We start from the raw sequence: 13890 nt of genomic DNA on the forward strand, positions 1-13890 counted from the left end.
ACTTTTTCCGTCTCAGATTTTGAATTGATTCACGATCTTTTGGAGATCATCAGCCAGACTGGCTAATGCCTGGGCTGAAGACGAGATTTCCTGCATGGAAGCCAGCTGCTCTTCAGTTGCTGCAGAGATGTTCTGCGAGAGGGAAGCGGAATCCCTGGCCACGCTGCTAACCTCTTCAATAGAGGTATTCACGTTCACGGCACCGCCGGCCAGCTTCTGCAGAGCCTCGGAAATGTCCCCGATCTGGTCAACGAACCGGCTAACCGCCTCATCAATCTTCCGGAAGGAGCTGCCGGCATCATTTACAACGTTCAGCCCGGCATGCACTTCTTTTGAAGCGGTATCCATCGTATGCAGGGTTGCTTCTGTATCCTGCTGGATGAGATGTATGAGCTGTGTAACCTGCTCGGTTGATTTGTTCGATTGCTCGGCCAGCTTTCGTACTTCCCCGGCTACGACCGCGAAGCCTCTGCCATGCTCTCCGGCTCTGGCTGCTTCAATCGATGCATTCAGCGCGAGCAGATTGGTCTGGGCTGAAATGCCGGAGATGACACTAATGATCTCCCCGATTTGAGCGGAGCGGCTATTAAGGCTGTTAACGGCTTCGAATAGGCTGGTTACGTTCGTGGAGATCGAATTCATCTGCGAGGTAACCTCAGTAATAGCCTGATTGCCTTCCAGCGACATCCTGGAGGCATGCAGTGCATCCTGCTTCATTTGTTCTGTATGATCAGCAATGGTCCGGGTGTAGCCGGTCATGTCTGAAATAGATGCCGAGGTGTCCTCGGCAATGTCTGCTTGTTTCTCGGTACCGGATACAAGCTCCTGAACCGTCTCCGCGATATGCCCGCTTGCATGGCTGTTCTGTTCTGCGCTTGCACTGAGCTCTTCGGAGGTAGAGGCGACAAAATGGGAGGATTCCTGAACGGAACTGAATATAGATTGCAGTCTGGCAGTCATTTCATTAAAGGAAGCGGACAGTCCGCCGATCTCGTCCTTGGAGACATAGCTGCTTTTCACGGTGAAGTCACCATGCTCGGCTTGCAGCAGCAGGCCTCTTACCTCCTTGACCGGCCGGACAATCATGCGCGAGATCAGCAGGCCGAGGAAGACGAGCAGCAGGAGTGTAGCCATCATGACGGATGAGGCAATAATCGTAATCCGGGTGACCCGGCTCTGATTCTGTGAATTGATTTCCCCGGCTCCTTCAACCTTGGATTGCTGCAGGGCTTTCAGCGTATCATTAACCAGCTTGCGCTGGGATTCCACCTCTTCTGTATAGACTATATAGGCCAGCTCATTTTTATTCTGAGAGGCCAATTCAATGACCTGGAGTCTTGAAGCTTCCAGTACCGCTGCCTGCTCATGATACCGGGCTATAAGCTGACGCTCCGCTTCCCTGAGATGTGTCGCTTCAATCTCTCCGATCATGTCATCAATTTCAGCCCATGCAGAAATAATTTCTTCATTTAATTCTTTAATTCGGTCAGCATTTTTCGTTGTCAGCAGCTCAAGCGTATAGGCATCGCTTGCTCTGGCGTTGATCCGGATCTGCATGACGGTTTTGAGCGGAATAAGGTTCTCCCCGTACATGACTTCAGATTTATCGGCCATTATATTCGTGTAGACCTGCCCGATTGTTCCGATGGTAAGCAGAGAAGCTGCACTCACCAGGATAAGAATCATAAGCTTTTTTGCAATACCCAGGTTTTTTAACAGTCTCATACAGGATGTCCCCTTTGTTTCTCTATAATGTTAATTATTTTAACTGAATATATATCGACAGATTACGGCTGTTTGTTAAGCAGATATGGGGAGAAATCCGGGGCTGCTGTATTGGAGAAAAGAGAAAGGGTATCCATCCCCGTGGCGGAGATGAATACCCTTGTCTTGTGTGCTGCTATGGCTGCATTAGAAGACCGGCTGCTGCAGGAAGCCTTAACGTTGTACTGCCCGCAGACGGTAGGTGCAGCTGGCGAAATCGCCGCGCAGATCGGAGACAATGAGTCCGATACGCATCAGGCGGTCGCCGCCGTAAGGCGTTCCGCCGAAGGCTGGCTGGAACGGGGCTGTACTGTCGGCTGCTGCTGTATCCGCAGCGCCATGGCTGTCCGTATTGTCGGCTGCGCCGGTCTCAAGCACATAATCCAGCTCAGGATCAAGCCCCTTGAGCGCAAGCCGTGCAATTGGAGCATTAGGCTTGGCGAGTACACGGAAGTACGCTACGAAGGCTTCTGTCTTATCTTCGCTGACGAACATCCAGGCGGTATCGCCGCTGCCCTCGAACGGGCTCAGCAGTCGGTACATATCCCCTTGCTGTACAAGCGTGCGGATCTCTTTGTATTGGGCGATCTGCTTGGCAGCCAGATTCTTTTCTGCTTCGGTGAAGGCAGTCAGATCCAGCTCGTAGCCAAAGTTGCCGCTCATCGCCACATCGCCGCGGATTGCAAGCGAGGTTGTGCGCTCTACCTGATGGTTCGGTACAGCGGAGACATGTGCGCCCATGCTGCTGGCCGGGTATATAATGCTTGTGCCGTACTGGATCGCCAGACGCTCGATGGCATCGGTGTCGTCACTGGTCCAGGTCTGCGGCATATAGAACAGCATGCCCGGATCGAACCGGCCGCCGCCGCCGGAGCAGCTCTCGAACAGAATATCAGGGAAGCGCGAGGTCAGGCGCTCCATCAGATTGTAGAGACCGAGCATGTAGCGGTGGGCGGTTTCCTTCTGCCGCTCAGGAGCTGCCGCAGCAGAGACAATCTCGGTCATATTGCGGTTCATATCCCACTTGACATACGCAATCGGTGCGCTGGCGAAGACCGCACTCAAGGTTTCATACAGATAGTCGCAGACCTCCGTACGTGAAAGATCAAGGATCAGCTGGTTGCGCCCCTCGGTACGGCGGCGCCCTTCAGCATGCAGACACCAGTCCGGGTGCTTGCGGTACAGCTCGCTGTCCGGCGAGACCATCTCCGGCTCCACCCACAAGCCAAACTGCAGGCCTTCTGCGTTTACGCGGCCGGCCAGGTCAGCAAGACCGCCGGGCAGCTTGCGGCTGTGTTCGAACCAGTCGCCGAGCGAGCTATTGTCGTTGTCACGCTTGCCGAACCAGCCGTCGTCGAGCACGAACAGCTCGATGCCGAGCGGACCGGCTTCTTTGGCGATGGCGGTGATTTTGTCGGCGTCAAAGTTGAAATAGGTTGCTTCCCAGTTGTTGACCAGGATCGGACGGGCTTTGTCACGGTGAACGCCGCGGGAGAGACGGGTCCGGTACAAGCGGTGATAGGTGCGCGACATACCGCCGAGCCCTCCGCCGGAATAGACCAGTACTGCTTCCGGCGTCTGGAAGGTCTGGCCCGGCTCCAGCAGCCAGGAGAAATCGAACGGGTTAATCCCGATGTTCACACGGGTTGTCCCGAACTGCTCCACCTCGGCAACCGCAGCAAAGCTGCCGCTGTAGACCAGGCTGAAGCCGTAGACATCGCCGTGGTCTTCATCCGCGCCGTGGCGCAGCAGGGCCATGAACGGGTTCAGCTGGTGGCTGCTTGAGCCGCGGCGGCTCTCCAGCGCTACTGCTGCCCCCGGCACAAGCGCACGGCGCTGAACATGACGTTCTCTTGCCCAGGCTCCGCTGAGGTGCAGGGTATCGTAAGCGGAGTCGGCGAAATCTACCGAGGCGCTGAGCGCCTGCTCCAGCCGCAGCGGAGCATCACCGTTATGCTCGAAGTGCACAGAACGGGCGATTGCGTTGTGGTCAGCAAACACGGTGTACAGCAGCTTCACTGTAAGTCCGGCATAGCTGTCCTTCAGGATAAGCTCCAGTGTCTGCGCTTCATCTTCGCTCTCAGCATATACGGCAGGCAGTCCTTCAAGCGAAGGCTTGCCGGAAGTGATGGTGTAGCCGGTATATTTCAGCTCTGTGATCCGGCTGCCGTCGGCAAGCTGGGCCTGGTAAGCGGGACGGCGGAAATCACTTGTGCCGTACTGCGGATACTCCTGAGGCAGGGCATCCAGCGAAAGGGACGGTTTGCCCGGCACCGGATTCGGGGAAAACGATGAACGCTCGCGGATCTGGAGCGCATCGGTCAGGGTGCTGTCATGACGGAGGCGTGATCCCCAGTATACATGGGAAGGATAGCCTTCAACGAGCCTGATAATATAGCTGGTGCCTTTGGATTGAAGATGGAACAGGCCAAGCGATTCGTCAACGTAAATGTTCATGCTCATACCTTAATTCTCTCCTTGTCAATGTAAGTTAATCTGCAACCGCTCCGCACGTTCCGCGCACGATCAGCTTTGTGCCGATAATCGTATGCGACGGTGCTTCGCGGCCCTCAAACCGTTCGGCAAGCAGCTGAACGGCAGCCTTGCCCATCTGCTCGGGATAAGCGCGGATGGTGGTCAACGGCGGCTGGACATAAGCCGCCATCTCGATATCGTCGAAGCCGACGATGGCCATTTCCTGCGGCACCAGTACTCCATGCTCATGCAGGGCGCGCAGAGCGCCGACCGCGAGCGGGTCGCTGGCCGCGAAGCAGGCAGTCGGCCGCTTTGTGCCCGCCAGCAGCTCGTCCATCATCCGGTAGCCGTCGGCACTGCTCCAGCTGCCGGTGCGGACCAGCGAAGGATCGAAACAGCCCTGCTGCTGCATAATCCGCTCAAAATGATGAACCCGGCGTTCTCCGCTGTCACCCCCGCCGATAAAGGCAATATCCCTGTGGCCGAGGGCAAACAAATGACCGAGTGCCTGGTCCATCGCCTGCCGGAAATGCGTCCGCACCGAATCATAGTCAGAGCGTTCCTGGTACTGGTCAACAAGCACTATAGTGTCTGGATCGGTATGCAGCCCTTCGATGTCTTTGAGATCGAAGCCGCCGACAACGATAAGACCGTCGCCGGGCCGGAGCAGATGCTGCGGCGCCCGGCCGCGCAGCGTCTGGCCGAGCCGGATGCCCAGCTCCTCACAGCGCAGCTCCACTCCGCGGCGGATGGAGCCGTAATACGGATCATCCCGTTCTTCCTCGGGGGAGCACCAGAGCAGGAGGGAGACGGTTTTGCCGCCGAGCTCGGTGTCCCTCTTCAGCTGCTTCAGCCGGGCAGGCTTGTAGTCAAGCTGCTCCGCGACGGCAAAGATCCGGGTCCGGGTATCCTCGCTGACAGCCAGAGTCAGGTCGTTATTTAACACCCGCGATACTGTAGCTGCGGATACTCCCGCTTCACGGGCGATATCTTTTATCGTTGCCAAGCTGCTCCCGCCTTTAATGTTTAGTTAATAAATTTACTAAATGATGATTACGCTTTTATCCTATCACCCGGACGGTGAACTTTCAAGCCCGCTTTTTGCCGAGAATGGAGAGACTGGTTTGCTTAAGCCGACGGCTTCTAAAGCCTGAAAGATTATGTTACCATGTTGAATATTCATTTGAGAGCGGAGGAGGACTGGCTTGAGAATTCCAGTATTTATCGGTGATTGGTTTGGACGGCTCCGGTTTAAAAGCAAGGTGATTGCAATTTTTCTGCCCCTGCTGATCTTGTCCTTGCTTATTCTGGGCGTATTGTCCAGCCATTTATTCAGCCGCTCGCTGATTGAGCGGACGACGCGCAATGTTGCAGACGAATCCCAGCTGATCCTCTCGCGTACAGATTATATTTTGCGCAGCGCAGAGACTGCTGCCAATATTATGGTCACGAATATCAACCGGCTGTATGAATCCTATCCCGCTGCCCGGAGGCTTCCGCTGGAGGAGGTGCGTTTTGCCAATCTGATGCAGAGCCGGCTGTCCACAGACCTGTCCATTTTCCGGGAGGTGGATGCGGCAGTCTTTGTCGGCAAAGACGGTACAGTCTACCCGTCCTATGTTTCCGGCGGGGAGGAAGCAGGCATTGCCGCGAGCGGTTTGCTGGAAAAGGTACAGGCTTCCGGCAGCTACGGCGTGTCCCGCTGGTTCGGGATGGAACAGCGGAATTATCTGACTCCTGACCCGGCGGCTCCGGTCCTGACCCTTGGCAAAATGGTCATAAATATCGACAGCGGCGAGACGCTGGGCACTCTTTTTTTAATGATCAGGGAGGAGCAGCTGTCAGCCTATTTGCAGTCGAGTGATCCGGAAGCACCCAAAGCCTATTACTTCGTGGATGAGCGCGGGCGCATCGTGGCTGCAGCCGATAAGGACAGCCTGTTACAGCCGGCAGAGCCTGCAGTGGCTGCCAAAATCGCAGAAGCCGGCGGTTCGGCCGGGGAAGCGAGCTTTTCTTATCAGGAGGGGGGCAATCTGGTTACGGTCAGCCCTTACGGCAGGATGGACTGGCAGCTGATCAACGTCGTATCGCTGAAGCTGCTGACGGCGGATGTGCAGCAGAATGTACGGCTGACTGCGCTGGTCGGGGCACTTTGCCTGATTTTTTCCCTGTTCGGGGCCAATTTGCTCTCCCGGATGGTAGCTGGTCCGCTGGAGCGGCTGACCCGGGCTATGCGGCAGGTGGTGAGCGGTGATCTGCGGCCGGTTGCCGCAGCTAGAACAGAGGATGAGATCGGGACGATTGCCGAGGCATTTAATTTTATGGTCGGCCGGGTCGGCGAGCTGCTGGTCACGGTGACGGAGGAGCAGAACCGCAAGCGGGAGTATGAGCTGGCGCTGATCAGCGCACAGATCAAGCCGCATTTTTTATATAACACTCTGGATACCATTTACGTGCTGAATGAGCTGGACCGCAATGAGGAGGCGCGGGATACGACCAAGGCGCTGGCGGATTTTTACCGGATGGTGCTCAACAAGGGCAGAGAGCTGATTATTCTGGAAAAAGAGGCCCAGATCACCGACGATTATCTGGCGATTATGCAGATCCGCTACCCTGACGTATTCCGCTATGAAATCGACATTCCACCCGAGCTGTCAGGCACACCGGTTCCGAAGCTGTCGCTGCAGCCGCTGGTGGAGAATGCGATCTATCATGGGCTGAAAAAGAAAGGCAGCAAAGGTTTCATCCGGATTCAGGCCGGTGTTGCCGGAGGGAAAGTGGTTGTTCAGGTAACAGACAACGGGGTGGGCATGAATGAAGAGCGGATTGAGGCGATCATGTCCGGGCATTCTCCTGAGGAGGAGACACGGTCGATCGGCACTTACAGCGTGCGGCAGCGGCTGAGCCTGTATTTCGGGGAGGAGTACGGGCTGACGGTGCGCAGCGCTGCGGGCGAAGGAACAGTGGTGGAGCTGTCGCTGCCGCTGCTTGGAAACGAAAAGAGGGATGTGCACAATGTACAAGGTGATGATTGTTGATGATGAGCCGTTGTTCCGCGATTTTCTCAGGCTCAAAATGGACTGGCAGCGCCACGGCTTCCAGGTATGCTGCGAAGCGAGGAACGGGCAGGAGGCTTTGGCGGAAGCGGAGAAGCATCAGCCGCATCTGGCGCTGGTGGACATCAATATGCCGTTTATGGACGGCATTGAGCTGGCGGTCAAGCTGAAGGACCGCTTTGAGCGGATCGTGATTGTGTTCATTTCGGGGCACAATGAGTTTGAGTATGTGCAGAAGGCGGTACGCACCGGCGTGCAGGATTATCTGCTCAAGCCCTTCAACGAAGCGGAGATGACCGAGATGCTGGAGCGCATCCGGCCGAAGCTGCCGCGCTTGTCTGCCGGGCGCGAGATTGATCGGGTGGCTGCGGAGGGCGCCAGGGCTGCGTCTGCGTCTGCCCATCCCGGACAGGAGGCGCTGGAGCTCGGCGCGGTACGCGACGCAATCGTGCTTGGGCTGCGCATGAAGGATGCCGACGTGCTGGATGAGGTGCGCAAAGCCGTAGGCCGGCTACGCAGCAGCACCTGGGGAGATGAATATGCGGATGCGATGATGATGGGGCTGCTGTCGCTGGCCTTAACGTTTGCGGGGGAACGCGGCTTTGCGTACAGCCGGGTGTGGGACAGCGGGGAGGACAAGGCGCCGTATGACAGGCTGAAGGTCTGTGCCACCTGGGACGAGGCAGAGGAGTGGCTGATCGCCCTGTACCGCAGGGTGATCCAGCTGACGGAGGATGTGAAGCCGACAAAGGCGTCCAGCCTGTTCAGCGCCGCTATCTGGTACATCGAGCAGCATTATGCGGATGCAGACTTATCAGCCGAGCAGGTGGCGGGCGGCGTCTATGTCGATTCCAGCTACCTGCGCCGTATCTTCCGCAAGGAATCCGGCCACTCCATTGTTGACCACATCACCCATATCCGCATGAAAAAAGCACGGGCCCTGCTGCTGGAAGGCAACCGCCGGTTGGCGGATATCTCCGAGAGTGTCGGCTACGCAGACCCTAACTATTTCAGCAAAAGCTTCAAAAAGCGCTTCGGCGTGACGCCGACCGAATATGAGCAGCTGGTGCGGAAGTAGCCGCGTTTGTGCCGGGTGTTCTGGCTGCCTGTCAGGCTGGAGAATAGGCAGGCTGTAGTAGGGTTGGCTGGCAGTGGCAGCGGAGGGTTGTTTGGCAGGCGGCAGGCAGGTGGCGACAACAGCGGGTAAGTTGTCTGACCGGACGGCAGGCAAGCGGGCAGGGGAGGTTGCGGGCATGGGAATCGGGAGGCAACAAGACCGCTGAATCGGCCGGAGCTGTGCCATGGACAAAGTGGGTGTGGTGCCTGATGCCAGAGGATTAGAGGCACAAATGCCTTTGATTCCGCCGAAAGCGGGCAAGATGGCGAAATGAGAGGCAAAAATGCCTTTGATTTCGCCGAAAGCGGGCCAGTTGGCGAAATGAGAGGCACAAGTGCCTTTGATTTCGCCGAAAGCGGGCCAGATGGCGAAATGAGAGGCAGAAGTGCCCTTGATTTCGCCTGGAGCGGGCCAGATGGCGAAATGAGAGGCACAAGTGCCCTTGATTTCGCCGAAAGCGGGCAAAATGGCGAAATGAGAGGCACAAGTGCCTTTGATTCCTCCGAAAGCGGGCCAATTGGCGAAATGAGAGGCAAAAGTGCCTTTGATTTCGCCTGGAGCGGGCCAGTTGGCGAAATGAGAGGCAAAAGTGCCTTTGATTTCGCCTAAAGCGGGCCAATTGGCGAAATGAGAGGCACAAATGCCTTTGATTTCGCCTGAAGCGGGCCAGTTGGCGAAATGAGAGGCACAAATGCCTTTGATTTCGAACCTCCATCGAACTCAGTGAATCCTCGGCGAACCCAATGGAATAAAGGGATTTTTCCCATTAAAGCGCTTATTCTGCAAGATGAGTAAGAAAACTTAAGCCCAAAGTGTGCGAAAAGCAATGTTAGCAGATAGTAAGGGCAGGATAGTGTAGGCAGCATTGTTGGAGTGATAGTTAGTGGGGGCGATATAGTGTCTACAACAGTAGCGGCGTGATAGTAGGTGAAACCATTACGAATGGCAGGCATTATTACAGCTTTTTGTTATCCAGGCTAGCCAGCCCAAACAATACATACCGTCACCTCACAGGGGTGACTTTCTTTTTTGTCCCGTTTTTTACGGGTTAGGCCCGTTTAGTGCCTTAAGATCGGCCGGGGTCCGGGGCTATAATGTGAATGTGGCAAGGACAGCATAGCCTCAAGACATATACTCGCACGAGGGGGATTCAACAATGAATAATCAGCGCAAAGGCTTAAGTGCACTAATGATAACGCTTTCCATGACTCTGGTGCTTTCAGCCTGCGGAGGAGGCAATAATGCAGCTTCCAACGACAGGACAGCGGCCAATACGCCTGCTGAGGGCGGCACAGTGAAACTTAAGGTATATGCCCAGCATTTTGACGATGACACCAAGGGGCCGTTTGACTACGCAGTAGCTGAGCTGAAAAAGGAAATGCCGGAGGTGGAGATCGAGCTGGATCCGGCGGTTCAGGACGGTAACCAGAAGCTGAAGACCTATGCCGCAACCGGCAACATGCCTGATATTTACTTCACGGACTGGGCGACACTGCAGACTTTTGCCAAATCCCAAAATGTAGAAGTTCTGGATAATTACGAAGCCACCACCGAGTACAAAAACAGCCTGAACCCGGGCGTAGAATCGCGCCTGATTGCCCCGGACGGGCATGTGTACGCTTATCCCGACACCGGCATCGAGTTCCAGGTGATCTATTACAACAAAACCATCTTTGATGAAGTAGGCATTGCCACTCCGATCAAGACCTACGATGAGCTGGCTGCTGCAGCCGGTAAATTGAAGGCAGCGGGGTATGTGCCGATGTCGATTTTTGCAAAGGAAAAATGGATTACCTCCGCGTTCTACAACGGTCTCGTAACCCGTGAGGATGCTGCCGGCTTTGGCGCATTGGATGAACAGGGGCTGACCGAGCTGCCGCAGGCGTTCGTAAGCGCAGCAGAGGAGATGGAAAAGCTGCAGCAGGCCGGATTGTTCGACGCCAACGCAACGAATACCAACTATGACCAGGCGTCCTCCCAGTTCTACCAGGGGCGTGCGGGAATGTTCGTTAACGGCCAATGGGAAATCTACAGCTCGGCTGAGAAGCTCGGTGACCAGGTAGACTGGATGTACTGGCCGGCCAAGGACGAAGCAACCTACGAGGCGTCCAAATATAACATCGCCGGAGCTGGATCCCCGCAGGGCTATGCGGTATCTCCGGCAAGCAAGAACAAGGAAACCGCAGTAAAAGTAGCCGCCTTCCTGGCAGCCAAATCAGCCGAGTATAAATATACCCAGCTGGGCAGCCCGATCGTTTCGCCTAAAACCGACAAGCCGATCGCGTCCGATGTGCCGGTTATGATGCAGCGGATTGCTGATGAGCTGCTGCCAAATGCCAAAGAATATGCGAAGCTGCTGAGCAACACCCAGATCCAGAACGCAGTTAACGACAACACTCAGAATATGCTGGTAGACGGATTTACCGCAGAGGATTTTATCGCCAACCTGAACCGGACGCTTAGCAAAGAAAATCAGTAATTTAGTCATTCTTATGCAGTCCCGACCCTGTGGCCCATGCCCCGGGGTCAGGCTGTAACGGAACAAGGAGGGAACGATCCGCATGAATAAATACTTGGGAAATAAACCGGCATTGGCGCTCTTTCTGCTCCCTGCCCTGTTATTATACAGTGTTATCCTGATCTATCCGGTACTGCAGACCGTATTCCGCAGCTTTTATGACTGGGACGGTCTGAGTACCGCTGCCTTTGCTGGCCTGGCGAATTACCGCGAGCTGTTCAATGATCCGCTGCTGGGAACTTCGCTTAAGAACGGGGCTTTGTTTGCCCTGGTACTGGCTGTGTTTCAGATCGGACTCGGGACCATTCTGGCGCTTGTGTGCGCGAATCCGCGGGTTCGCGGACGCAAGCTGCTCAAAACGGCGTATTTTATCCCCGTGGTCCTGTCGGTTACCGTTGTCTGCCAGCTGTGGATCGCCATGTACGACCCGACGAACGGGCTTGTGAACAAGCTGTTCGATGTGCTGGGTATCCCTTATCAGCAAAATTGGCTGGTTTCACCGACACAGTCGATTATTGCGATAGCTTTTGTCAACGCATGGCAGTTCATGGGCTATCAGTTCTCGCTGTTATACGCGGGTGTCAAAGCAGTCCCTGAGGATTACTTTGAGGCTGCTACGATTGACGGCTGCGGTAAATGGCGGGCACACTGGCATGTTACCCTCCCGCTGATGCGCGAGACGTTCAAATTTTGCTTCACCATCGCGATCACTTCCGGTATCGGAGCGTTCGTGCAGATGCTGATCATGACCAACGGCGGCCCGGGCACGACCAACTATACGCTGACCTTTATGATTTACCGGTATGCTTTTATGGAGAGTAACTATGGTTATGCCTGCGCTGTATCGGTTCTGCTCGTGATGATCTCGCTCGTGGCGACGGTTGTAATCAACAAAGTATTCGACCGCGGACAGCACGCCTAATGGAAAGGAGCACCTCATGAACTCAAAAACAACAACATTCCGGTCCATCGGCAGCTTTCTGCTGCAAATTCCGCTGTGGCTGTATTTTATCGTATCGGTGTACCCGCTGTTCTGGATGATTTCCTATTCCCTGAAAAATAATGATGAGATCTTCGTCACCAATCCGTTCGGGTTCCCGACCCATTTCCGGTTTGAGAACTATGTTAATGCCTGGACGCAGTTTAATATTCCGCGTTATTTTATGAACAGCTTCATCGTTTCCATTATATCTACACTGTGCATTCTGCTGCTGGCGCTGATGTTCGCTTTTGCCGTAGCCCGGATGCAGTGGAGGTTCCGCTCGGCGGTAAGAACGTATATGATTGTCGGAATGTTCATGCCGCTGCAGGTTATTATGATTCCTTTGGCCATTCTGGTGCGTGATTTTCACCTTACAAATACCTATGGGGCGCTTATCATCCCCTACATTGCTATCGGTCTTCCGTTCTCAACAATGGTGTTCTACGGGTTCCTGGTGAGCATTCCCCGGGAAATAGAAGAGGCCGCCTGCATCGACGGAGCGAGTATTTACCGGCTGTTCGGCCAGGTCATCCTGCCGCTGGCGCTGCCGGCGATTGCTACGATTGCCATTTTCCAATTCCTGAATAACTGGAACGAGTTCACACTGGCTTACATTCTTATTTCGGATGAAAATATGAAGACACTGCCGCTGGGACTGCTTTTTTTCCAAGGCTCGTACAGCACAGATTGGGGAGCGATGGGTGCGGTCATGACAATTGCTTCGGTTCCGATGGTGCTCGTCTATCTGCTGCTTAGTGAGCAGGTGGAGCGGGCAATGACAGTGGGGTCGGCGGTAAAAGGCTGATTGTTGCGGCGGAGTTGAGTTTGCAGGACTTTTAAGTTAATAGCCGGACTTTAAGATTGGAAAATCTCATGGTCCGGTTTTTTTGAGGCTGTCCTGTCGCTAACGCCGGGCCCAACGCCAACACCAACGCGCCGACGCCAACACCAACGCGCCGACGCCAACACAAAATCCAATGCAAAGCTGACACCAACGCCAACCCAATAGCCAATCCAATAGCCAATCCAATAGCCAACCCCAACCCCAACCCCAACCCCAACCCCAACCCCAACCCCAACCCCAACCCCAACCCCAACCCCAACCTGCTTACCGGCCATACAGAATATTGCCTTTACTCTAAATAATCACCCTTGACGGCTGGAAGCGGCAAATTTATAATCAAACCAAACGGACGAAGAACGTCCCGTACTCCAAGCATATTGGGGTGCGGGACTTTTTTGTGTTGGAAAGGAGAATTGGGTAATGGGATTTGCTGAGGAACATTCGAAATGGGTTGATTTTCATAAGAAACGGAGGAACGGTGAGCGGCTGGACCGCCTTGAGCGTGGACACGGACATGGAGAAAAGTTGTTTGTTGAGCGGGTTTGGTGGCCGATTTTTGGTCATATGGATGACTTGCATCCTGAGTATGAGGTCGCGGACTGGCGGGGAAGGCCGTACTTTGTTGATTTTGTGTGGAAGCGGGGGCAGATCAAGATGGCTATAGAGGTAAAAGGCTATGGCCCGCATGTGCAGCAAATGGATCGGACCAGGTACAGGCAGGAGCTCAACCGCGAAACTTATCTGCAGATAGCGGGTTATCAGGTAGTTGCGGTTCCCTATGATGATTTGGAATCAGCACCGGATCTCACAATCTCATTGTTCAAGTCCTTACTGGCTCCAAGTCTGCTGATAAATACTGAGGGGTTAGAGCATCAATACACCAGACTGGAAAAAGAGATTATGCGTATAGCGGTACGTTGGGATGGACTAATCCGTCCTGCAGATCTGGTAAAAGGGCTGGGGGTTCATCCGCGCACTGTCCGTAAATCCCTAACCCGGCTGTGTGAAAAGGGAAAGCTAAGACCTGTACCGGCGAATGGAAGCAGCAGGGTGTGCCGCTATGAATATATTCCTTCTATAATGGATAGCGGGATATGGTAGAGTGAGGCAAAAATGCCTCTGATTCGGCGGAAA

10 protein-coding genes are annotated in these 13890 nt (G+C 54.7%); 7 read left to right on the top strand and 3 right to left on the bottom strand.

The window, feature by feature from the left end; translation table 11 throughout:
- Positions 1 to 12: 12 nt before the first annotated feature.
- The 3 genes from BLR64_RS12960 to BLR64_RS12970 form a co-directional block, all read right to left on the bottom strand.
- Positions 13 to 1725: a methyl-accepting chemotaxis protein gene (locus tag BLR64_RS12960; protein WP_090714691.1), complete on the bottom strand. Its 1713-nt coding sequence runs from the start codon at positions 1723 to 1725 to the stop codon at positions 13 to 15.
- Positions 1726 to 1938: 213 nt separating this feature from the next.
- Positions 1939 to 4221, bottom strand: a complete 2283-nt coding sequence (locus BLR64_RS12965; RefSeq protein WP_090714772.1) for an alpha-galactosidase — start codon at positions 4219 to 4221, stop codon at positions 1939 to 1941.
- Between the two features lie 34 nt (positions 4222 to 4255).
- Positions 4256 to 5245 (bottom strand): LacI family DNA-binding transcriptional regulator, encoded by a 990-nt coding sequence (locus BLR64_RS12970; protein WP_090714693.1) that lies wholly within the window; start codon positions 5243 to 5245, stop codon positions 4256 to 4258.
- A 199-nt stretch (positions 5246 to 5444) separates the two neighbouring features.
- Here BLR64_RS12970 and BLR64_RS12975 point away from each other — a divergent pair, with 199 nt between their 5' ends.
- From BLR64_RS12975 to BLR64_RS13010, 7 genes are all read left to right on the top strand, one after another.
- Complete coding sequence (locus BLR64_RS12975; RefSeq protein WP_090714694.1) at positions 5445 to 7277, top strand: cache domain-containing sensor histidine kinase; 1833 nt, start codon at positions 5445 to 5447, stop codon at positions 7275 to 7277.
- The gene (locus BLR64_RS12980; RefSeq protein ID WP_090714696.1) at positions 7255 to 8373 is read left to right on the top strand and encodes a response regulator transcription factor; all 1119 of its coding nucleotides are present in this window, start codon (positions 7255 to 7257) and stop codon (positions 8371 to 8373) included. Before BLR64_RS12975 ends, BLR64_RS12980 begins: the two co-directional genes overlap by 23 nt.
- A gap of 309 nt (positions 8374 to 8682) precedes the next feature.
- The gene (locus BLR64_RS12985) at positions 8683 to 9021 is read left to right on the top strand and encodes a hypothetical protein (RefSeq protein ID WP_090714697.1); all 339 of its coding nucleotides are present in this window, start codon (positions 8683 to 8685) and stop codon (positions 9019 to 9021) included.
- 547 nt (positions 9022 to 9568) lie between these two features.
- Positions 9569 to 10891: an ABC transporter substrate-binding protein gene (locus BLR64_RS12990; protein ID WP_244157691.1), complete on the top strand. Its 1323-nt coding sequence runs from the start codon at positions 9569 to 9571 to the stop codon at positions 10889 to 10891.
- Positions 10892 to 10973: 82 nt separating this feature from the next.
- Positions 10974 to 11852 (top strand): carbohydrate ABC transporter permease, encoded by an 879-nt coding sequence (locus tag BLR64_RS12995; protein ID WP_090714699.1) that lies wholly within the window; start codon positions 10974 to 10976, stop codon positions 11850 to 11852.
- 16 nt (positions 11853 to 11868) lie between these two features.
- Positions 11869 to 12717, top strand: coding sequence for a carbohydrate ABC transporter permease (locus BLR64_RS13000; protein WP_090714700.1), 849 nt, complete (start codon positions 11869 to 11871; stop codon positions 12715 to 12717).
- A 459-nt stretch (positions 12718 to 13176) separates the two neighbouring features.
- Positions 13177 to 13857, top strand: a complete 681-nt coding sequence (locus tag BLR64_RS13010; RefSeq protein WP_090714703.1) for a hypothetical protein — start codon at positions 13177 to 13179, stop codon at positions 13855 to 13857.
- The last annotated feature ends 33 nt before the right edge of the window (positions 13858 to 13890 follow it).

It is taken from the genome of Paenibacillus typhae, from assembly GCF_900099765.1.
GTDB lineage: Bacteria > Bacillota > Bacilli > Paenibacillales > Paenibacillaceae > Paenibacillus_AQ > Paenibacillus_AQ typhae.